This is a genomic window from Paracoccus litorisediminis (assembly GCF_009711205.1).
GTDB lineage: Bacteria > Pseudomonadota > Alphaproteobacteria > Rhodobacterales > Rhodobacteraceae > Paracoccus > Paracoccus litorisediminis.
In genome coordinates, this window is sequence record NZ_WMIG01000005.1 from 18,632 (window position 1) to 39,402 (window position 20,771).

The 20,771-nt window shown below is 64.0% G+C and carries 19 protein-coding genes; 14 read left to right on the forward strand and 5 right to left on the reverse strand.

Annotated features, from left to right (window positions below):
* Positions 1 to 10 precede the first annotated feature (10 nt).
* From GL300_RS11605 to GL300_RS11615, 3 genes are read right to left on the reverse strand one after another with little or no spacing between them, the layout of a single operon-like run.
* Positions 11 to 2,176: an RNA degradosome polyphosphate kinase gene (locus tag GL300_RS11605; protein WP_155039801.1), complete on the reverse strand. Its 2,166-nt coding sequence runs from the start codon at positions 2,174 to 2,176 to the stop codon at positions 11 to 13.
* Positions 2,177 to 2,181: 5 nt separating this feature from the next.
* Positions 2,182 to 2,895 carry a P-loop NTPase family protein gene (locus GL300_RS11610; RefSeq protein ID WP_155039802.1) on the reverse strand — a complete coding sequence of 238 codons (714 nt, stop codon included), beginning with the start codon at positions 2,893 to 2,895 and terminating at the stop codon, positions 2,182 to 2,184.
* Between the two features lie 7 nt (positions 2,896 to 2,902).
* Positions 2,903 to 4,216 carry an AI-2E family transporter gene (locus GL300_RS11615; protein WP_155039803.1) on the reverse strand — a complete coding sequence of 438 codons (1,314 nt, stop codon included), beginning with the start codon at positions 4,214 to 4,216 and terminating at the stop codon, positions 2,903 to 2,905.
* 123 nt (positions 4,217 to 4,339) lie between these two features.
* Between GL300_RS11615 and proS the strand changes: the two genes are divergently transcribed.
* The 12 genes from proS to mnhG all read left to right on the forward strand — a co-directional run bounded on the left by proS (position 4,340) and on the right by mnhG (position 17,101).
* Positions 4,340 to 5,692, forward strand: a complete 1,353-nt coding sequence (gene proS, locus GL300_RS11620; protein ID WP_155039804.1) for a proline--tRNA ligase — start codon at positions 4,340 to 4,342, stop codon at positions 5,690 to 5,692.
* Between the two features lie 182 nt (positions 5,693 to 5,874).
* Positions 5,875 to 7,044: an SGNH/GDSL hydrolase family protein gene (locus tag GL300_RS11625; RefSeq protein WP_343043011.1), complete on the forward strand. Its 1,170-nt coding sequence runs from the start codon at positions 5,875 to 5,877 to the stop codon at positions 7,042 to 7,044.
* Positions 7,045 to 7,315: 271 nt separating this feature from the next.
* Positions 7,316 to 7,735 (forward strand): serine acetyltransferase, encoded by a 420-nt coding sequence (locus GL300_RS11630; protein ID WP_343043012.1) that lies wholly within the window; start codon positions 7,316 to 7,318, stop codon positions 7,733 to 7,735.
* Positions 7,728 to 9,302, forward strand: coding sequence for an AMP-binding protein (locus tag GL300_RS11635; protein ID WP_155039806.1), 1,575 nt, complete (start codon positions 7,728 to 7,730; stop codon positions 9,300 to 9,302). Before GL300_RS11630 ends, GL300_RS11635 begins: the two co-directional genes overlap by 8 nt.
* An 18-nt stretch (positions 9,303 to 9,320) precedes the next feature.
* Positions 9,321 to 9,557: an acyl carrier protein gene (locus GL300_RS11640; RefSeq protein ID WP_155039807.1), complete on the forward strand. Its 237-nt coding sequence runs from the start codon at positions 9,321 to 9,323 to the stop codon at positions 9,555 to 9,557.
* Complete coding sequence (locus GL300_RS11645) at positions 9,550 to 10,788, forward strand: type III PLP-dependent enzyme (RefSeq protein ID WP_246195156.1); 1,239 nt, start codon at positions 9,550 to 9,552, stop codon at positions 10,786 to 10,788. The genes GL300_RS11640 and GL300_RS11645 overlap by 8 nt, the downstream gene beginning before the upstream one ends.
* A 168-nt stretch (positions 10,789 to 10,956) precedes the next feature.
* Positions 10,957 to 13,833, forward strand: a complete 2,877-nt coding sequence (locus GL300_RS11650) for a monovalent cation/H+ antiporter subunit A (protein WP_155039809.1) — start codon at positions 10,957 to 10,959, stop codon at positions 13,831 to 13,833.
* Positions 13,833 to 14,177 carry a Na+/H+ antiporter subunit C gene (locus tag GL300_RS11655; RefSeq protein ID WP_155039810.1) on the forward strand — a complete coding sequence of 115 codons (345 nt, stop codon included), beginning with the start codon at positions 13,833 to 13,835 and terminating at the stop codon, positions 14,175 to 14,177. The genes GL300_RS11650 and GL300_RS11655 overlap by 1 nt, the downstream gene beginning before the upstream one ends.
* Positions 14,174 to 15,889 carry a monovalent cation/H+ antiporter subunit D gene (locus tag GL300_RS11660; RefSeq protein ID WP_155039811.1) on the forward strand — a complete coding sequence of 572 codons (1,716 nt, stop codon included), beginning with the start codon at positions 14,174 to 14,176 and terminating at the stop codon, positions 15,887 to 15,889. The genes GL300_RS11655 and GL300_RS11660 overlap by 4 nt, the downstream gene beginning before the upstream one ends.
* Positions 15,886 to 16,374: a Na+/H+ antiporter subunit E gene (locus tag GL300_RS11665; RefSeq protein ID WP_155039812.1), complete on the forward strand. Its 489-nt coding sequence runs from the start codon at positions 15,886 to 15,888 to the stop codon at positions 16,372 to 16,374. The genes GL300_RS11660 and GL300_RS11665 overlap by 4 nt, the downstream gene beginning before the upstream one ends.
* On the forward strand, positions 16,371 to 16,655 hold the full coding sequence (locus GL300_RS11670; protein ID WP_155039813.1) for a K+/H+ antiporter subunit F: 285 nt from the start codon (positions 16,371 to 16,373) through the stop codon (positions 16,653 to 16,655). The genes GL300_RS11665 and GL300_RS11670 overlap by 4 nt, the downstream gene beginning before the upstream one ends.
* Positions 16,652 to 17,101, forward strand: a complete 450-nt coding sequence (gene mnhG / locus GL300_RS11675) for a monovalent cation/H(+) antiporter subunit G (protein ID WP_155039814.1) — start codon at positions 16,652 to 16,654, stop codon at positions 17,099 to 17,101. Before GL300_RS11670 ends, mnhG begins: the two co-directional genes overlap by 4 nt.
* 1 nt (position 17,102) lies before the next feature.
* On the opposite strand, the gene aroB is transcribed toward mnhG, so the two are convergent.
* Complete coding sequence (gene aroB / locus GL300_RS11680) at positions 17,103 to 18,212, reverse strand: 3-dehydroquinate synthase (protein WP_155039815.1); 1,110 nt, start codon at positions 18,210 to 18,212, stop codon at positions 17,103 to 17,105.
* Entirely contained in the window at positions 18,209 to 18,808 is a 600-nt protein-coding gene (locus GL300_RS11685; protein ID WP_343043024.1) for a shikimate kinase, read from the reverse strand. Before GL300_RS11685 ends, aroB begins: the two co-directional genes overlap by 4 nt.
* A 105-nt stretch (positions 18,809 to 18,913) precedes the next feature.
* On the opposite strand from GL300_RS11685, the gene GL300_RS11690 reads away from it, so the two are divergent.
* Entirely contained in the window at positions 18,914 to 19,153 is a 240-nt protein-coding gene (locus GL300_RS11690; protein ID WP_155039817.1) for a hypothetical protein, read from the forward strand.
* Complete coding sequence (locus GL300_RS11695; RefSeq protein WP_155039818.1) at positions 19,140 to 20,771, forward strand: hypothetical protein; 1,632 nt, start codon at positions 19,140 to 19,142, stop codon at positions 20,769 to 20,771. The genes GL300_RS11690 and GL300_RS11695 overlap by 14 nt, the downstream gene beginning before the upstream one ends.

Consider the following 20,771-nt stretch of genomic DNA (forward strand, 5'->3'; position numbering starts at 1 on the left):
CCATTTCCCGTCAATCCTCCGAATGGGTGAGCGCGGGGACATCCTTGGCGCCCTTGGTTCCGCGACCCGAAAGAGAAGGATTTTCCATGAAGAACTTGTGACAGTTGAACAGGTCGTCGCGTCCGGCCGGCAGGTAACGCAGATAGCGCCCATCGGGTTGCAGCAGCCAGCTTTGCGCCTCGTCGGCCATGTTCGCGGCCATGATCTGGCTGGTGATCTGGGCCTTGACCGTCTCGTTGATGCACTCGACCAGCGCCTCGACCCGGCGGTTCAGGTTGCGGCCCATCCAGTCGGCGGAACTGATGAACACCCGCGCCTTTTTCGAAGGCAGGCCATGGCCATTGCCGAAACAGACGATGCGCGAATGCTCAAGGAAACGTCCGACGATAGATTTCACGCGAATATTATCTGACAAGCCTTTGATACCAGGTCTCAATCCGCAAATTCCGCGAATAACAAGGTTGATGCGCACGCCGGCCTGGCTTGCATCGTAAAGCGCCTCGATCACCTCCTTGTCGATCAGGCTGTTCATCTTGGCCCAGATCTCGGCGGGACGGCCACGGCGGGCGAATTCCGCTTCGCGCCCGATCAGTTCCAGCAAGGTGTCCTTGAGGTCGATGGGCGAAATGGCAAGGTTTTCCAGCCCGTCGGGCTGCACATAACCGGACAGGAAATTGAACACCTTAGACGCATCGCGCCCCAGCGCCGCATCGCAGGTGAACAGCGACAGGTCAGTATAGATCCGCGCGGTGATCGGGTGATAGTTGCCGGTCCCGAAATGGGTATAGGTGACCAACTGATCGCCCTCGCGCCGGACGACCGTGCTGATCTTGGCATGGGTTTTATACTGCATGAAGCCATAGACGACATGCGCGCCCGACCGCTCCAGCCGCCGCGACTGACGGATGTTCGCGGCCTCATCGAAACGGGCCTTCAACTCGACCAAGGCGGTGACGGACTTTCCGGCCTCGGCCGCCTCGCAAAGCGCGTCAACGATCGGGCTGTCGCGCGAGGTGCGGTAAAGCGTCTGCTTGATCGCCACCACGTTCGGATCGACCGCCGCCTGATTGAGGAAGCGCACCACCATGTCGAAAGTCTCATAGGGGTGGTGCAGCAGCATGTCCTTTTGCCGCATCGCCGCGAACATGTTGCCGTCATGGTCCTGCACGCGTTCCGGCACACGGGGCGAGAACGCCGGCCATTGCAGCTCGCGGCGCGTGTCCAGCACCAGTTCGCGCAGGTCGGCCATGCCCAGCAGGCCCTCGACCTCGACCACCTCCTCGGGGGCGACATCCAGTTCCTGCATGATCAGGCGCCGCATCCGGTCGGGCGCGCCCGCCGTGATCTTGAGCCGGATTACCGAGCCGCGGCGGCGGCGCTTCAGTGCGGTTTCGAACTCGCGGACCAGATCCTCGGCCTCTTCCTCGACCTCAAGGTCGCTGTCGCGCAAGACGCGGAAGTTGCAATGGCCGATGTCGCGATAGCCGGGGAAAAGACTGGGCAGATGCATCAGCAACAGGTCTTCCAGCCGCAGGAAACGCTTGCCGCCCGGCAGCGCCACGAAACGCGCGATCTGCTGGGGAATCGGCAGCAGCGCCTGCATCTGCCGCCCGTCGCTTTCCCGCGCGAGTTCGACCGCCAGCGAGAAACCAAGGTTCGGGATGAACGGGAACGGGTGCGCCGGGTCGATGGCCAAAGGCGACAGGATCGGAAACACCTGTTCGACGAAATAGCGGCGCAGGAATTCTTCCTCGGCGCGGGTGACGCGGGTGCGCGACAGGATGGTGATCTCGGCCAGTTCCATCTCGCGGCGCAGACCGTTCCAGACTGCCTGCTGCGCCCCCATCAAGCGGCGCGCATCGGCATTGACCAGCGCCAGTTGCTCGGCCGCCGTCAACCCGTCATCCGAGATGGTCGCATTCCCCTCTCGTACCAACTCGCGCAGGCCCGCAACGCGGACCGTGTAGAATTCATCAAGGTTAGTCGCCGAGATCGACAGAAAGCGTAGCCGTTCCAGCAAGGGAACACGCGGATTTCGCGCCTCATCCAGAACCCGCCAGTTGAAGCTGAGCCAGCTGATCTCGCGGTTGAAGAACCGGGCCGGGCCCTCGGGCGTGCCATCGACAAGCTCGCGGGGGGTGGGGAACGGGTTACGCAGAAAATCGGCCTGGGTCATGGGTCTCAACTTGCGGAAGGCATTGCAGGGGTATGGTCAGGGGGCGAAAGCTTGTCCAGAAGCTCGGCCGCAAGGCGGCGGGTGACAGGGCGGCGGTCGGCCAGCGACTTGCGGTCGATCGCGGCGACAAGGTGGCGGGCAAGGCCAAGATCGCGCTCCATCCGCACGGCCAGCCAGTCGACGACATCGGGCGCGACCTGAATCTGGCGATCCGCGAACAGCTTGACCAGCACTGCGGGCAGCAGCGCGTCATCGGGCGGGCCCAGCACCGCCTGCGCCGCCGATTCCAGCCGCGACAGCAGATCGGGCAGCCGGATGCCCCAGTCGCGAGGCGGCATCCGCGCGGTGATCAGCAGCAGCGCCCGGCGTGCGCCCGCAAGGTTCCACAGATGAAACAGCGCGTCCTCGGCTTCCGAGATCCCGGCGATCTCATGGGCATTTTCAACGACCAACGCGCCGCCCCAGCCCAGAAGCGCATCCACCCCGGCGGGAGAAATCGTCGCAGCACGGATCACCCTTGCGCCATTTTCATCAGCCCAGAACCGCGCCAGATGCGATTTGCCCGCCCCTGCACCGCCGATCAGCAGCAACCGGCCCTGCGGCCACAGGTTCGGGTCGTCCAGCATGGCCAGCGCATCGCGATTGGCCGCCGTCGTCAGGAAATCATCCCGCGACAGCGCGGGGGGAATGGTCAGGTCCAGAGCCAACTGGCGATCCAATGACCTTCTACCCTTTCCCGGTCTTGTCGTGATCGTGCTCGCGCGCCTCACGGTGAAGTTCGGCGGGCGAAGGCGGGCCCTCGGGGCGAGTGGTGGACTTGGTCTTGCGCGCACGGTCCTGATGCTCCTCAAGCAGTCCGGCCAGTTCCTCTTGGCGGCGCAGTTCGGCGACGCGGCGGTCATGGGACAGCTCCGCCCGGCGCCGTTCATGTTCGACCGTGCCGCGCGGCACGATCTCGATCAGGGTCGGCGGCGGTGGCGGGGCCGGAACCTCGCGCCCGGTATAGATCGCGCTTTGCTTGTAGCGGTTGACGGCATAGCGCACCAGCACGCCCAGACCCGCCGCCATCGGCACCGCGACCAGCAGCCCGACGAAACCGAAAAGAGAACCAAAGACCGTCAAGGCCAGCATCAGCCAGACCGGATGCAGACCGACGCTGCCGCCGACGATCTTGGGTTGCAGATAGTTGCCCTCAAGCATCTGGCCGACGGCAAAGATCACCACGACGGCGGCGATCCAGACCGGCTCGCCCCAGAAGCTGAACAGCGCGACCCCGATAGCCGTTGCGCCGCCGATCACCACGCCGACATAGGGAATGAACGACAGCGACGCCGCCATCACCCCGATCGCGATACCGAATGGCAGGCCGACCAGCCCCAGCCCGACGGAATAGAACGTGCCAAGAATCAGGATCACCACGCCCTGCCCGCGCACGAATCCCGACAAGGCTGTGTCGATCTCATGCGCAAGCCGGCGGATGGTCGGGGCATGTTCACGCGGCAGAAGTTCGTCCAAACGGGCGACCATATGGTCCCAGTCCAGCAGCAGGTAGAAGGCCACGACCGGCACGATGACGATCAGCGCCAGCATGCTGACCACGCCCATGACCGAGCCCAGCACCGTACTGACCAGCTGGCCGCCCTTGGCGCTGATGTTCTTGGCGGCGTCGGTCAGGGCGGTGTTCAGCGTGCTGCCCTCGGTAAAGACCTGCGGGAAGCGGTTCATCAGGAAACGCTGCAACTGCTCGGCCATTTCCGGGGCGGTGTTGATTAGCGCGTTGGTCTGGCGCACCAACACCGGCACGACGACCAGAAACGCCACGACCACCGTCAGGACGACGATCAACGTAATGACCACCACGGACAGCGTCCGCGACAGGCCCATGCGTTCCAACCGATCCGCGACCGGGTCCAGCAGATAGGCCACGCCTGCGCCAAGGATGAAGGGCAGGATGGCATTTCCAAGGGTCCACAGGATCATCAGCAGCGCGAAAAGCGCCACGCTCCAGTACCATACCTGCTTCTGAGCCGGCAGCCTCATGGGCGATCACTCCGTAACCCCGCGTCACCGACTATTTGGAACGTCCTGACGCAGCTTGCAAGGAAGGTTGCCCCGTCAGGCGTGCTGCGGTAACTCCACGCTCGCCAACATGAGGATATAACCATGCGTCTGTCGCGCTATTTCATGCCCGTTCTGAAGGAAGATCCCAAGGAGGCCCAGATCGTCAGCCACCGGCTGATGCTGCGCGCCGGCATGATCAAGCAGCAGGCGGCTGGCATCTATTCGTGGCTACCGCTGGGCTTCAAGGTGCTGAACCGCATCCAAGCGATCGTGCATGAGGAACAGCAGCGCGCCGGTCACATCCCGATGCTGATGCCGACGCTGCAATCGGCCGACCTGTGGCGCGAAAGCGGCCGCTATGACGATTACGGCGACGAGATGCTGCGCATCAAGGACCGCCACAAGCGCGACCTGCTTTACGGTCCCACCAACGAGGAAATGGTCACGGACGTGTTCCGCAGCCATGTGTCCTCGTACAAGGACCTGCCGCTGACGCTGTACCACATCCAGTGGAAGTTCCGCGACGAGATGCGCCCGCGTTTCGGCGTGATGCGTGGCCGCGAGTTCCTGATGAAGGACGGCTACAACTTCGATCTGGATCGCGACGCGGCCCTGCATGCCTATAACCGCCATCTGGTCAGCTACCTGCGCACCTATGAGCGCATGGGCCTGCAAGCCATTCCGATGCGCGCCGATGGCGGCCCGATCGGTGGCGATTACACCCATGAATTCCTTGTTCTGGCCGAGACCGGCGAATCCGAGGTCTTCTATGACAGCGAGATCACCGATCTGAAGTTCGGCGGCCGCGAGATAGACTATGACAGCGTCGAGGCCTGCCAGGCCGTGCTGGAGGAATTCACCAGCCGCTACGCCCGCACCGACGAGACCCATGACGAGGCGATCTTTGCCGAGGTCCCCGAGGAACGCCGCCGCACCGCACGCGGCATCGAAGTCGGCCAGATCTTCTATTTCGGCACCAAATATTCGGAAGCCATGGGCGCGACCGTCGTCGGCCCGGATGGCAACCGCGTCCCGGTCGAGATGGGCAGCCACGGCATCGGCGTCTCGCGTCTGCTGGGTGCGATCATCGAGGCCAGCCATGACGACAAGGGCATCATCTGGCCCGAGGGCGTGACCCCCTTCCATGTCGGCATCGTCAACCTGAAACAGGGTGACGTGGCCACCAACAGTGCCTGCGAGGCCCTTTATGCCGAGCTGAAGACGCAGGGGCTGGACGCGCTTTACGACGACCGCGACGAGCGCGCGGGCGCGAAATTCGCGACCATGGACCTGATCGGCCTGCCCTGGCGCATCACCGTCGGTCCGCGCGGCATCGCCAACAACAAGGTCGAACTGACCTCGCGCCGCACGGGCGAGTCGGTAGAGATGTCGCCTCAGGAAGCCATTCTGCGCCTGAAGGAAATCTACCAGCCGGTCTTCGACGCGGCGTTCTGATCCCCGCGCCTGCGCATCTTGCAGGCGCCGGATTTGGGTATTTAAGAAACGAAGAAACCCGCTGCCGCGCAACCGGCAGCGGGTTTTTTGTCTCATTAACCTGTCGAATTGGAGATCTGGACGCAAAGGCCTGCCGGGCGGATCATTCGCAGGTTTCAGGAGGGCGGAGAACGGTCCCCATCGTGCTTGTCAGAGAGCTTGCAGTTCTGTCCATTGTCGTTCCGGCAGTCGCGGCACTGCTGCTTTGGGCATGGCCGGAACCTGCGCGCCCACATGTGCCCGTGCCCCAACTCGTCTCGGTGCGCGGAGAGGACCGGGTGATGTTTTACGCCGATCTGGTTCCCCTGCAGGAAGGATTGAAGCCCCTGCCCTTGCTGGTCACAGGGCGGGCCTCGAACGGGGCCAAGGGCGCGCTTTTGCAGGAATGGCCGGGTTTTCACGCCGAGGCGCAGTTCATCGGGACAGCGGTTTCCGTTCGCTTCGAGGATAACGTCAACCGCTGGCGGGTGCTGATCGACAATGGGCGCTCGGGCATGATCGAATTGTCGCGACCGGGCGTGAACGATCTGCGCATTCGCGGGCTGACAGCGGGCGCACACCATATCCGGGTCGAGAAGATCAGCGAATCCTCGATGCCTACAAGCTTTGGCGGGATACTGATCGATGGCGACAGCGAGGCGCTGCCTGCGCCCCGCGCACGTCCCCGCCTGATCGAGTTCATCGGCGATTCGGATACGGTCGGTTTCGCCAATACCGCCCTGCGTCGCGACTGCACCGAGGATGAGGTGTTTTCCGCCACCGATACCAGTCGCAGCTTTGGGCCCAAGGTTGCTGAGGCGCTGGATGCGGATTTTCGCATGGTCGCGCGGTCGGGAATCGGACTGGTGCGCAATTACGAGGGCGTGACGCCGCAATCGACCATGACGACGCGCTATCCTCTGGCCCTGCCCAGTGACCCTGCGGCGGGCAGGCTGGCCGACCGCCCCGCTGACATCGTGGTGACGGCGCTGGGCTCGAATGATTTCGGGTCCAGCTTTACCGAGTCCGAGCCTTGGGCGGATCACGAGGCGCTCAGCCGGGATTTCGCGGCGGCGTTGATTGCCTTCCTGCGGGATCGTGTGCGCGAAAATCCGGGCGCGATTCAGGTGCTGCTGGCCTTTGGCGAGTATGGCAAGCCGCTTCTGGTGCCCTATCAGCAGGCCGAGGCCGCGCTGAAGGCCGACGGTCAGCAGGCCGTGCTGATCACCCTGCCCAAGCTGGATCGCAGCGCCTGTTTCTGGCATCCCTCGGCCGGGGATCACGATCTGATTGCAAGCTGGCTGACCACAGCCATTTCACCATTGGTCCAATAGCAGCGGAAATGCCGAAAATAACCCTGCACAATGGCAACTATATTCGTTGAAAATGTAGAATGGTCTGAATGGACAGGTTGAGATTGCATCAAGCCCCGGCAATCATGGAGTCGCCTGCCCTTTTTCGGCTCACTCTTGAGTGATCATGATGACATTGTTTGAAGAAATTCGAGGGGACTATATTCGTCACGGCCGGTCCCTGACCGAGCCGGCCTTTGTTTCCTTGGCAATTCACCGCTGGGGCCGTTGGGCCATTCATCGGCGCAATCCGGTGGCCCGCTGGCTGGCCAACAAGGTCTATGGTTTTTTCAGGGTCTTCATCCTGAACATAACCAAGGTCTGGATTCCGCCGAATGTCCAACTGGGCAAGGATTTCCATATCATCCATGCGGAAGGATCGCTTTCGATCCATCCCGACGTGGTGATCGGGGACCGCTGCGGGGTGATGCATAACGTCACCATCGGCACGAATATGCGCGGACAGGCTCCGGTCATCGGGGACGATGTGTTTATCGGCGTGAACTCGACCGTGCTGGGGCCGATCAAGATCGGGGATCGGGTTCGGATCGGGCCGAATACGGCAGTCTCGACCGATGTGCCCTCGGATTCGGTCGTGGTCGGATCGCCGGCCAAGATCTATCCCAGCCTGCCCAATCTGGCGCGGATGAAACAGGCGGGCGGCAATGGCTGATCCAGACGACTCGGCCCTGTTCGACGTCAGCATTTGGCGCCTGTTGGCCGACAACCTGCCCGGCAGCGCCGACAAGATTGCCGCCATCGACCGGGATCGCCGTGTTTCATATGCCGCGTTGGTGGCCGAGGCCGGACGCGTGGCGGATTGGCTGACCCATCGCGACATCCAGCCCGGCGACCGGGTGATCGTCCATCTGCGCAAGGCCATCGACGAGGTTGCGGCCATGTTCGGCGCCTGGAAGATCGGCGCGGTGGTGGTCAACGTCAACAACCGCTGGACCGGCCATCAACTGGCCTATGTCGCCCGCGACTGCCGGGCGCGGGCCGCGATCCTGACCCGCGCCTCATTGAACAGCGCGGATGAACTGCCCGACGGGATGTCATTCCTGGTTCAAGGGGCCGAGGCCCCGCAAGGTGCAGATGCATGGGGCGCCCTGCCCGATGACAGTGGCGTGGCGGCGTATGATCCGGACCCCGGCCAGCTTGCGATGATCATCTATACTTCGGGCTCGACCGGGCAGCCCAAGGGGGTGATGCTCAGTCATCGCAATATCCGCGCGGGTGCGGTTTCCGTCGCGGAATATCTGGGCCTGACCCCGCGGGACCGGTTGCTTTCGGTGCTGCCCTACAGCTTTGATGCCGGGCTGAACCAGCTGACCACCATGCTGCTGAAGGGCGGCACGGTTGTGCATCAGCCCGTCACCCTGCCCGCCGAGATCATCCGCATGGCGCGCGATGAAAGCGTGACCGGCATCGCCGGCGTGCCGCCCCTGTGGAATGAGATCGTCCGCTTCCTTGATGACAACCCGGTCGAGCTGCCCTCATTGCGCCGGATTACCAATACCGGTGGGAAAATCCCGCCGAATATCCTTGAGCTGCTGCCCACGGTATTCCCGGACGTGGACATCTACCTGATGTATGGCCTGACCGAGGCGTTTCGTTCGACCTATCTGCCGCCATCGCGCTTCACACAGAAGATGGGCTCGATCGGCCAGCAGATCCCCAACGCGCGGGTCTTTGCGATCAGGCATGGGGTGGGCATCGCCGGGCCGGGTGAACAGGGCGAATTGGTCCATGCCGGTCCCCTGGTCAGCATGGGCTATTGGGAACGCCCCGAATTCACCGCGCAAAAGATCCGTCCCTGCCCCGAGCTTCGCCATCTGATCGGGGATGAGCCCGTCGTCTATTCCGGCGATCTGGTGCGACTGGACGAGGACGGCGATATGTGGTTCGTCAGTCGCATGGATGAGATGATCAAGACCATGGGCTTCCGACTGTCCCCGACCGAGGTCGAGGATGCCTTGTCCAGCAGCGGGCTGGTGGGCGATGTCGTGGCCTTCGGGATCGAACATCCCTCGCTGGGTCAGGCGGTGCATGCCGTGGTCAGCTATCTGCCCAATGGTGCCGAGGAAGCGTTGCTGCAGCATTGCACGCGCGCCATGCCGAACTATATGCGGCCCCAGCGTATCCATTCATGGCCCGGCGCCATGCCCCGCACCGCCAGCGGTAAGCTGGACCGTCCGACCGTCATCGCCTCCGCCAAAGCCGCCACCGTCGAAATCTGAAGAATGAGACCCGACCATATGAGCCTGACCCAGAGCCAGCTGATCACTTACCTTCGCGACGAACAGAATATCGGAGAGGCCATCGACAACGATACCGAGCTATTCTCAAGCGGCATTCTGGACTCGGTGTCGATGGTGGGGTTGATCACCTATATCGAAGAGACGACAGGCACGATCATCCAGCCCGGGGATGTCACGCTTGAGAATTTCGACACGGCGAACCGCATCGCAGCCTTTGTGGCCTCGCTTGCGTGACGGGGATAGCTGCGGCAGGGACCGGATTTTAGCGCAGGCGGCGGCGCGCTTCGGCACTCCCTCATATGTCTATGTCACCGATGTGATCGCAGCACGGTTGGGCGCGCTGCGGACGGCGCTTGGCCGCTGGTTCTCGGTCAGCTTCGCCGTCAAAAGCAACCCGAACCCGGCGCTGCTGGGCTGGATGCAAGGCAAGGTCGATTATCTGGACATTTCCTCGGGTGGCGAGTTCGAGCTGGCACAGACAGCCGGATGGCAACCGGACCGGATCAGCTTTACCGGCCCGGCCAAGCGCGAACCCGAACTGCGTCCCGTCATTGCAGCAGGCTTGGGTGAGCTGGTCATCGAAAGCCTGCGCGAGGCGCGGCTGGCCAATGCCATCGCCGCCGAGTTGGGGATGGTTCAGCCGGTCCTGATCCGCATTGCGCCGGACCATGTGCCCAAGGGCTTTGGTGACCACATGGCCGGACGGCCCAGCCCGTTTGGCATCGACATCGAGGATGCCGAACAGATTCTGCCGCAGATCGCCGCGCTGCCCAATCTGCGCATCATCGGGCTGCATATCTATTCCGGCACACAAAGTCTGAAGCCCGACGCCATCTGCGAAAACTGGCGCATCTTTCTTGAGGTTTTCACCCACCTGTCAGAAGCGCTGGATCTGACCCCGGAAAAGCTGATCTTCGGCTCGGGCCTGGGCATCCCGCACCATCCTGGCGAGGTCGAGCTTGATCTGGACGCGATCGCGCAGTCCATCGCACCCGATCTGGACGCCTTCCGCGCGCTTCCCCGCTTTGCTGGGACGCGGCTGGTGCTGGAGCTTGGCCGCTATCTGGTCGGGCCTGCGGGCTATTTCCTGACCCGAGTCGTCTCGGTCAAGCAATCGCGCGGCACCCGTATCGCGATCTGCGATGGCGGCATGAACGCCAATCTGGCGGCCTCGGGGAATTTCGGTATGGTGATCCGGCGCAACTACGTCCTGCACCGGGTCGAGGATGGCACCGCCCCACCCGAGGAAAAGCACGACATCACAGGCCCGCTTTGCACCTCGATCGACAAGCTGGGCAGCGGGGTGATGCTGCCCCGGCTGGAGGAAGGCGACCTGATCGCGCTGCATGCGGCGGGGGCCTACGGACCTACGGCCAGCCCGGTCTACTTCATCTCGCATCCGCTGCCGTCCGAGATCATGGTGACGGACGGACAGATGCAGGACGTGACACGGCTGCGCCCTTAGGCCGAAATATTTGCAATTTTTAAGTTCGGCGCGAATCCCTTTGCGAATCCGATAAAAAATAAGTGACCCCGGGGTCGATCATGCATTTTTTGCCTGCATGGTCGGTTGTGCTTCCCCCGGTTGCCTCTCTATGATGAGCGCACAAATCCCAGAGCCGAGAAGGATCCGATGGTCGAACAGAACCTATTGCTTTTGCTTGTTCTGACACCATTCGTTTCAGCCGCCTTGGCGGCGACACTTCCTGTAGGCTCTCGAAACGCGGAAACATGGCTGGCCGGGCTGACCATGGCCGTCGTGCTGGGCGTGCTGGCGGTGCTTTACCCGGCAGTGGACGAAGGCGGCACCATCACCAGCAAGCTTGAATGGGCCAGCAGCGTCGGGCTGGACCTGAGCTTCCGCATGGACGGTTTTTCATGGCTGTTCATGGTGCTGGTCGCGGGTATCGGCATGCTGGTTCTGGTCTATGCGCGCTATTACATGGCCGCCGACGATCCGGTGCCACGGCTTTATTCCTGCCTGCTGGCCTTTGCGGGCGCGATGTCGGGGCTGCTGCTCTCGGGCAATATCATCATGCTGGTGGTGTTCTGGGAACTGACCAGCATCGTGTCCTTCCTGCTGATCGGCTATTGGTATCATCGTCAGGACGCCCGCGACGGCGCACGCATGGCGCTGATCGTCACGGCGACCGGCGGGCTGTGCCTGATGGTGGCGATGATCCTGATCGGGCAGATCGTCGGCAGCTACCAGTTGGAAGACGTTCTGGCCGCAGGGCCGCAGATCACCGGCCACCGGCTTTATCCGGTCGTGCTGATCCTGTTCCTGCTGGGCGCGTTCACCAAATCCGCGCAGTTCCCGTTCCATTTCTGGCTGCCGAACGCGATGGCCGCACCGACGCCAGTATCGTCCTACCTGCATTCCGCGACGATGGTGAAGGCAGGGGTATTCCTGCTGCTGCGCTTCCAGCCCGCGCTGGGGGGGACCGATGCATGGTTCCAGATCGTCACCGGAGCGGGGATGATCACCATGCTGCTTGGCGCCTTTGTCGCGCTGTTCAAGCATGACCTGAAAGGGTTGCTGGCCTATTCGACGATTAGCCATCTGGGACTGATCACCGCGCTGGCCGGAATCGGGACGCCTCTGGCCATCATCGCTGCGGTTTTCCACATCGTGAACCACGCGGTCTTCAAGGCCTCGCTGTTCATGGCGGCAGGCATCATCGACCACGAAACCGGCACCCGCGACATGCGTCGCCTGTCCGGTCTGGCCCATGCCATGCCGGTCACCGCGACGCTGGCCATCATCGCCTCGGCGGCGATGGCGGGGGTGCCGCTGCTGAACGGGTTCCTGTCGAAGGAAATGTTCTTCGAGGCGACCTATGTCTGGAACAATGGCAGCCCGCTGGACAACTGGGCACCCTATATCGCGGTTCTGGCCGCGTCGTTCAGCGCCGCCTATTCGCTGCGCTTCATCGTCACGGTGTTCTTTGGCCCCAAGGCCACCGACCTGCCGCATGAACCGCACGAGCCCCCGGCCCTGATGCGCCTGCCGGTCTTTGTACTGGTCGCTGCCTGTCTTGCCGTCGGCATCGCGCCGCAGGCGACGCTGGGCAACTGGCTGACCAGCGCGGGCATGGCCATCCTTGGCCCGGACCTGCCGCATTTCAGCCTGAAACTGTGGCACGGCGTGAACCCGGCTTTGATCATGAGCCTGATCGCCACCGGTCTGGGCGTCATCATCTACCTGCTGCCCCGGCGCTGGATCGACCGGGGCGAGGAAGGGCTGCGGATCACCCGCGCGCTGGAATTCGCCCGCTTCTTCGAGACCGGTCTGCAATTCGCCACCGTCACGCTGCCGCGCCGGATGCTGCGCCGGATCAGCGCCACCGGGTTGCAGGGGCAATTGCGGGTCATGGTGCTGATGGGCATGGCCGCCGCCTATTTCGCGCTGGGGCCGCTGGACTGGAACATCACCCTGCCCGAAATCAGCTCGCGTGAGTTGGTCTTTGCCCTGCTCTGGCTGATCGGCGGCGCCTGCGCGCTGGCCGCGGCATGGCAGGCCAAATATCACCGCTTTGCCGCGCTGATCCTGACCGGAGGCGTCGGGCTGGTCACCTGCACCACCTTTGTCTGGCTGTCGGCACCCGACCTTGCCGTGACCCAGTTGCTGGTCGAGATCGCGACCACGGCATTGTTGCTGCTGGGCCTGCGCTGGCTACCCAAGCGCGATGAGGAAATCGCGGGCGACAATAATTTCACCTCGCGCTTCCGCCGTTTCCGCGACCTGATGATCGCCGTGACCTGCGGCCTTGGCATGACCGCGATCGCGCTGGCCATCCTGCTGACGCGTCCGGGCAGCTCGGTCGGGGACTGGTTCCTGCGCCATTCCTATGTCGAGGGTGGCGGCACCAATGTGGTCAATGTCATCCTTGTCGACTTCCGCGCCTTTGACACCTTCGGGGAAATCGCCGTCCTCGCCATCGTGGGGCTGACCGTCTACGCCCTACTGCGCCGCTTCCGCCCCGCGCTGGAAAGCGTCGAGCGTCCGCGCCCGCAGGTCGAAGCTGAGGAACAGGCGCTGGAGGCCTATCTGTTCATCCCGGCCGTGCTGATGCAGTGGCTGTTCGCCCCAATCATCGCGCTGGCGGCTTATCTGTTCTTCCGCGGCCATGACCTGCCGGGCGGCGGCTTTGCCGCGGGCGTCACCTTTGCGCTGGGGCTGCTGTTGCAATACGTCGCCTCGAATGTCCGCTGGGTCGAGGCGCGGCTGACCATCCTGCCGGTGCGCTGGATGGCGACGGGGCTGATCGTCGCGGCATCGGTTGGCCTCGGGTCATGGATCTTTGGCGCGCCCTTCCTGACCACGCATTACCAATATCTGGAACTGCCATGGATCGGTAAGGTCCCGGCCTCGACGGCGATGCTGTTCGATGTTGGGGTCTTCTCGTTGGTCGTGGGCGCCATCGTGCTGATGCTGATTGCGATTGCCCACCAGTCGCTGCGCGTCGCACCCCGCAGCCGTCCCACCGAATCCGAGGAGCAAAGCTGATGGAAATGATACTCGCCCTTGCCATCGGCGTGCTGACCGGTTCCGGCGTCTGGCTGTTGATGCGTCCCCGCTCGTTTCAGGTCATCATCGGCCTGTGCCTGCTGGCTTACGGCGTCAACCTGTTCATCTTTTCGATGGGGCGCCTGTATGTGGGTGCGGCCCCGATCATGCCCAAGGGCGGCTTTGTCGATCCGGCCGCCTATGCCGATCCGCTGCCGCAGGCGCTGGTGCTGACTGCCATCGTCATCAGCTTTGCCACAACGGCACTGTTTCTGGTGGTGATGATCGCCTCGCGCGGGACCACCGGCACCGACCATGTCGACGGCAAGGAGCGTGAGCAATGACGCCTGCCGCCGTGCCCGAGCACATGATCATTGCACCGATCCTGATCCCGCTGATCGCGGGCGCGATCATGCTGTTCTATAATGACCGCAACCGGCAGACCAAGCTGATCATGGGCCTTGTCGCCATCGGCCTGATGTTCCTGAGCTCGGTCGAGCTGATGCAGGACGCCAAGTCCCTGACCGATCAGGGCGAAACGGCGGTGCGCATGTATCTGCTGGGCAACTGGCCGGTTCCGGTCGGCATCGTGCTGGTGCTGGACCGGCTTGCGGCGATGATGGTGATGCTGACCTCGCTGCTGGCCGCGCCCGCGCTGATCTATGCCGCCGCTGGCTGGCACGGTAAGGGGCAGCATTTCCATTCCATGTTCCAGTTCCTGCTGGCCGGGGTGAACGGGTCCTTCCTGACCGGCGATCTGTTCAACCTGTTCGTCTTCTTCGAAGTGATGCTCGCAGCGTCCTACGGGCTGATGCTGCATGGCTCGGGGCCGGAGCGGATCAAGGCCGGGCTGCATTACATCGCCGTGAACCTTGCGGCTTCGCTGTTCTTCCTGATCGGCGTGGCGCTGGTCTATGGCACCACCGGCACGCTGAACATGGCCCATATCGCGGCCCAGCTTGCGGGTCTCGACGATGCGCAAAGGCTGCTCTTCCATGCCGCGGCGGCTTTCCTGGGTATCGCTTTCCTGACCAAGGCCGCGATCTGGCCGCTCTGCTTCTGGCTGCCGCCGACCTATGCCTCGGCCTCGCCGCCCGCCGCCGCGATCATGGCGATCATGACCAAAGTGGGGGTCTATGTGATCCTGCGTCTGTCGCTGCTGATCCTTGGTCCGCAGGCCGGGGCCTCGGCCGGGTTCGGTGCGCCGATCCTGATGATCGGCGGCGTGTTGACCATGGCATTCGGCATGATCGGCATTCTTGGAACGCCGGACCTGACCCGCAAGGGCGGCTATATCGCGATCATTTCCTCGGGGACGGTGCTGACCGCCGTGGGCTTCGCGCAGGCGGGCGGCGGGGCCGAGGTGCTCAGCGGCGCGCTTTACTACCTGATCGGCTCGACCGCTGCGGTTTCCGCCTTCTTCCTGATCGCCGAGCCGGTTTCCCGCGACGATACCGGCACCGACGACCAGTCCCAGACCACCGAGCCCGCCGGCGAGCGGCTGGCCGAGCGCTGGGAATGGACGCCGATGGGCCTTGATACGGTCGAGGACACGCCCAGCCCCGCCAGCACCCGCACGGTATCCTGGCTGACCATGGCGATCTGTTTCTCGCTGATCGCGGCCATGCTGGCGGGTCTGCCGCCCATGCCGGGCTTCATCGGCAAGTTCGCCATCCTGCGCGGCGCGGTTGAGGGCAATATCGGTCTGTCGGGGCAATTGCCGGTGATGCTGTGGATCTATGCGGCCATGCTGATCCTGTCGGGGCTTGGCGCGCTGATTGCGCTGCTGCGCTTCGGCATGCGCCGCTTCTGGGCCGAGGCCGTGCCCGCGCCCCGCATCCTCGCGCTGGAGGTCGTGCCGGTCCTGATGCTGCTGGCGATGATCCTGCTGATGACCATCCGCGCCGATGCGGTGCTAAGCTACACCCGAGTGACCGCGCAAACCCTGCTGAACCCCGCCATCTACCGCGAGACGGTGCTGGAGGATGCCAAGCGCGTCGACGCCACTCCGCCGCAGAACCACGCGCCCTATGAACCGCCGGAGGGTCAGAAATGACGCGGCTGATCCCCCATCCGCTGCTGTCGGTGGCGCTGGTCGCCATGTGGATGATCCTGACCCGTTTTTCGCTGGGCCACCTGATCCTTGGCACCGGGATCGCGCTGATCGCGGGCTGGACGGTCGAGCGGCTGCATCCGCCCCGGCCACGCATCCGGCGCTGGTCCGCCATCCCCCAGCTGATGGGCATCGTCGCCTGGGACATCCTGAAATCCAACGTCACCGTCGCCCGCGTCCTGCTGCTGGGTCCGAACCACCCGCGCTTCCATTCCGGCTTCGTCGAGATCGAACTGACCCTGCGCGATCCGAACGGGCTTGCGCTTCTGGCGATCATCATGACCGCGACGCCGGGCACGGCATGGCTGGAATATGAACAGCAGACCGGGCGCGTGCTGCTGCATGTCTTTGACCTGCGCAGCGAGGATGACTGGCAAAGCCTTGTCCGGGACCGCTACGAACGCCTGCTTCTGGAGATCTTCGAATGAGCGCGAATCTGATCCTGGAATATGCCCTGAGCTATGCCCAGATCGCCATGGTCGTGGCGATCGGCCTGACCTGCTGGCGCATCATTCGCGGCCCGCGCGCGCAGGACCGCGTGCTGGCCATCGACACCATGTATCTCAACGCGATGCTGCTGTTCCTGCTGATCGGCATGGGCAACGGCAATGTCTTCTTCTTCGAGGGCGCGCTGGTCATCGCCGTCCTTGGCTTCATCACCACGGTCTGTGCGGCGAAGTTCCTGATGCGCGGCGAGGTCGTCGAATGAGCCATCTTGGTGACCTTCCGCCCGTCGCTGCGATTCTGATCGCGATCTTCGTGGTCTGCGGCAGCTCTTTGGCGCTGCTGGGCAGCATCGGGCTGGTGCGGCTGAAAAGCTTCTACCAGCGGCTGCACGCGCCGACGATGTCCTACAGCTATGGCACGCTGCTGATCGTGCTTGGCTCGATGGCGATGTTTTCGCTGCTTGAGGAACGCCCGGTCGTGCACGAACTGATCATCGGCGTCTTCATGCTGATCACCACGCCGATCAGCCTGCTGATGCTGGGCCGCGCCGCCCTGCGCCGCGACCGTGACGCGAAGCTGGGCCATGACGAGATCGTGCCACCCCGCGTCGTGCCCGAGGAAATCCAGTCGGAAGCCCTGCGTGACCTGTCGCAATATGGCGAGGGCAAGCTGGATCGCGGCCTGCTCTCGCCTTCTTCGCACGAATGACCTAGCGGCGCGATTGCGCCAAGGTCCCGCGCAGCAGGTCGGGGTTCACCTCGTCGGTGACAAAGGCCTGTCCGATGCCACGCGCCAGAATGAAGCGCAGCTTGCCGTCCTGCACCTTTTTGTCCTGCCCCATCAGGGCGATCAGCGTCTCATCATCGGGCAGATCGCCCGGAATGTCGCTGATGCGAGAGGGCAGGCCCATTGCCGCGAAATGCGCAGCCACGCGAGAGGGCGCCTCTTGGCTGCACAGACCCATCCGCGCGGAAAGGTCAAAGGCCAGCGTACAGCCGATCGCCACGCCCTCACCGTGCAGCAGCCGGTCGGAATAACCGGTCGCCGATTCCAGCGCATGGCCAAAGGTGTGGCCAAGGTTCAGCAGCGCACGTTCGCCCTGCTCGGTCTCATCGCGCTGGACGATACCTGCCTTCATCTGGACGGAATGGCGCACGGCGCGTTGCAGCGCCACCGGGTCCGCAGAAAGCTCCGGTCCTGCGGTTTCCAGCCAGTCGAAGAAATTCTCGTCCCCCAGCAGCCCGTATTTCGCCACCTCGCCGTAGCCGGCGCGGAAATCGCGAGGGGTCAGCGTTCCCAGAACGTCGATATCGGCCAGCACCAGCGCGGGCTGGTGGAAGGACCCGATCAGGTTCTTGCCCTGCGGGCTGTTGATCCCGGTCTTGCCGCCGACGGAGCTGTCGACCTGCGCCAGAAGCGAGGTCGGGATCTGCACGAAGCGCACGCCCCGGCGCAGGATCGCGGCAGCAAAACCGGCCAGATCGCCGATCACGCCCCCACCCAGCGCGATGACCAGATCCTTGCGTTCGATCCGCTGTTCGATCAGCCATTCCACGGCATGGCCCAATTGGGCCCAGCATTTCGTGGCCTCTCCGGCGGGCAGAACCAGCGCCGGAGCATCGGCAAGCCCCGAGGCCGCCAGCGATGCACGCAGACTGTCCAGATGCAGGGCTGCGACGTTTTCATCGGTCAGGATGGCGACACGGCGGCGACCGGCAAAGGCGGTGATTTCCTCGCCCGCACGGGCGATCAGGCCACGGCCGATCCGCACATCATAGGCACGCTCGCCCAGGTCCACATGAACGGTTTCGATGGTCATTTCGCCTCCAGTATCGCGGGATTGCGGGCCTCGATCGCGGCGATCACCTGATCGGCGGTCTCCTCGACGGTATCGCCCATATTGGTCTGGATGCGGATATCGGCCAGCGCATAGACGGGACGGCGCTCGGCCAATAGCCGCTCAAGGGTCTGGCGCGGCTCGGCGGTTTGCAGCAAGGGCCGCGTCGGACGGCTGCGAACGCGATGCCACAGCGTATCCAGATCGCAATCCAGCCAGACCGACAGCCCGTTCTGGGTCACGCGGTCACGATTGGCCTGCCGCATCCACGCGCCGCCCCCGGTCGAGACGATGCTGTCCCCCCCGGCAAGCACGCGCGACAGGACTTCCGATTCGCGGGCGCGGAAGAACGCCTCGCCATCGCGCGAGAAAATCTCGGGGATGGTCATGGCGGCGGCACGTTCGATCTCGGCATCGGTATCCCAGAACGGCCGGCTCAGCCGGCGCGAAAGCTCGGCTCCGATGGCGGTCTTACCCGCCCCCATCATCCCGATCAGCACGATGTTCCGTCGCATCAACCCCTCGACTGCCCGAACTTTTTTCCCGCGACCACATTCCGCATGGACCGGGCAAAAGATATGGACGCACTCAATGGCGTGATCTTTCGGGAAATGCCATATATATTCCACCGCGCCGGCGACAGACCGGCCACGAAAGACGCGAAAAGGCGGAAAGGACGGGCAATGAGGCTATTGTGGGTTGTGGTGGTGTTGGTGATTCTGCTGCTTGGCGGACTGACCGGCTATGCCTATTTCGGCGACATGAGCGCCGCCCCGCGCGAAACGCGCCTTCCGGTCCAGCTGGATCTGGGCAGCGAACCGGCCCCCGCCCCGGTGGTCGGACAAACGACACCCGAGCCCGCGCCTGCCGAGCCCGCACCTGCGGAAGCGCCTGCCGCAACGGAGCAAGATGATCTGGACTGATCAGCGCCTTCGCGCCGTCCCGGCGCTGACCGCCCTTCTGGCCGGTCTGATGCTGATGCCGGGTGCGGCCATCGCACGGCCGCCGCTTTCGGCCAGCGACTGGCTGTCGGGCAGCATCAAGCAGCCGGACAATATCTCGGCCTGGCGTCCCGGTGACGCCCGCCCGCCGGAAGCGAAGTCCCGCAAGAAGGACATCGCCAAAAGCGGCGCGGTCGAGCCGGTCGGGGTGACCCGGCTGGGCGAAGGCAATGCGGATGGCAAAGGCTCGGTCTCGGCCCGTACGGCGGGTCTGCCCAACGACCTGTGGGGCGCGGGCGACGGCGAAAGCATCGCCCGGCTGGTGCGCTCGACCGATGCGCGCCTGCCCGCGCTTCGCCGCCTGCAACGCCGGATTCTGGCAGCTCAGCTTGACCCGCCCGCCACCCAACCGGGCGGCGAGGGTGAGCTTTTTCTGGCCCGCGTCGATAAGCTTCTGGACATGGGCGCCACCGGTGCCGCCAAAGAGCTGATCCGCGCCGCCGGTCCCGCCGATCCCGAGCGCTTCCGGCGGATGTTCGACATTGCGCTGCTATCCGGCGATGAGGCTCAGGCCTGCGAGATCATGGACCGCACGCCGGGCGTCGCGCCCAGCTTTCCGGCTCGCATCTTCTGCCTTGCTCTGGGTGGAGACTGGGCTGCGGCGGCACTGGTCTTTCATGGCGCGGATACGTCCGGCCTGATCGATCAGCGCATGGCCGCGCTGTTGGCGCAGTATCTGGACGACGGTTACTCCGACAAGGCCGACCTGCTGACACCCCCCGATGTGGTGACGCCGCTAGACCTGCGCCTGCATGAGGCGGTGGGTCAGCCCCTGCCCTCGGCCAGCCTGCCTTTGGCCTTTTCGCTGGCCGATCTGGATGAGAATGGCGGCTGGAAGGCACGGTTGGACGCCGCCGAACGTCTGGCGCGTGCCGGGGCGATCCCGGCCTCGCAATTGCGGGCGATCTATCTGGAACAACGGCCCGCCGCATCAGGCGGAGTCTGGGACCGGGCCGACGCGATCCAGCGGCTGGATGCGGTGCTGACCAGCCGCGATGTGGTCGGCGTGCAAGAAATCCTGCCCAAGGCCTTTGACCGGATGGTCGCGGCGGGGCTTGGCACGGCGCTAGCCGATATGGCGGGGGCGCGGGCGGCCAGCCTGCCCTTGACCGGGCGTGCGGGCCAGATCGGCCTGTGGCTGGCGATCGAGGCCGGACAATGGCAGGTCGTGCAACCTCCACCCGAGGACGCGACGGCTTTTGACTTGTGGCTGCTGGATTTCGCCAGCGGTCTGGCCGATGCCCGCCCACCTTCCGGGACCGGCTCGGACCGGGCTGAACGGCTGCTGGCCGGTTTCAGTGCCACCCCCATCCCGCCCGCCGCCGCACAACTGATCGCGGAAAAACGTCAGGGTGAGGCGATGCTGCTGGCTATCACCGATACCGATGCGGGGCTGGATGGCGACCTGACACGTGCGACGCAGGGCCTGCGTGTGCTGCGCGAATTGGGACAGGGTGAAATCGCCCGTCAGGCTGCAATCGAACTGATCCTTGCGCCGGTCATTGGCTCATTGCCCGGCGCGCTGGCCACAAATCCCTGA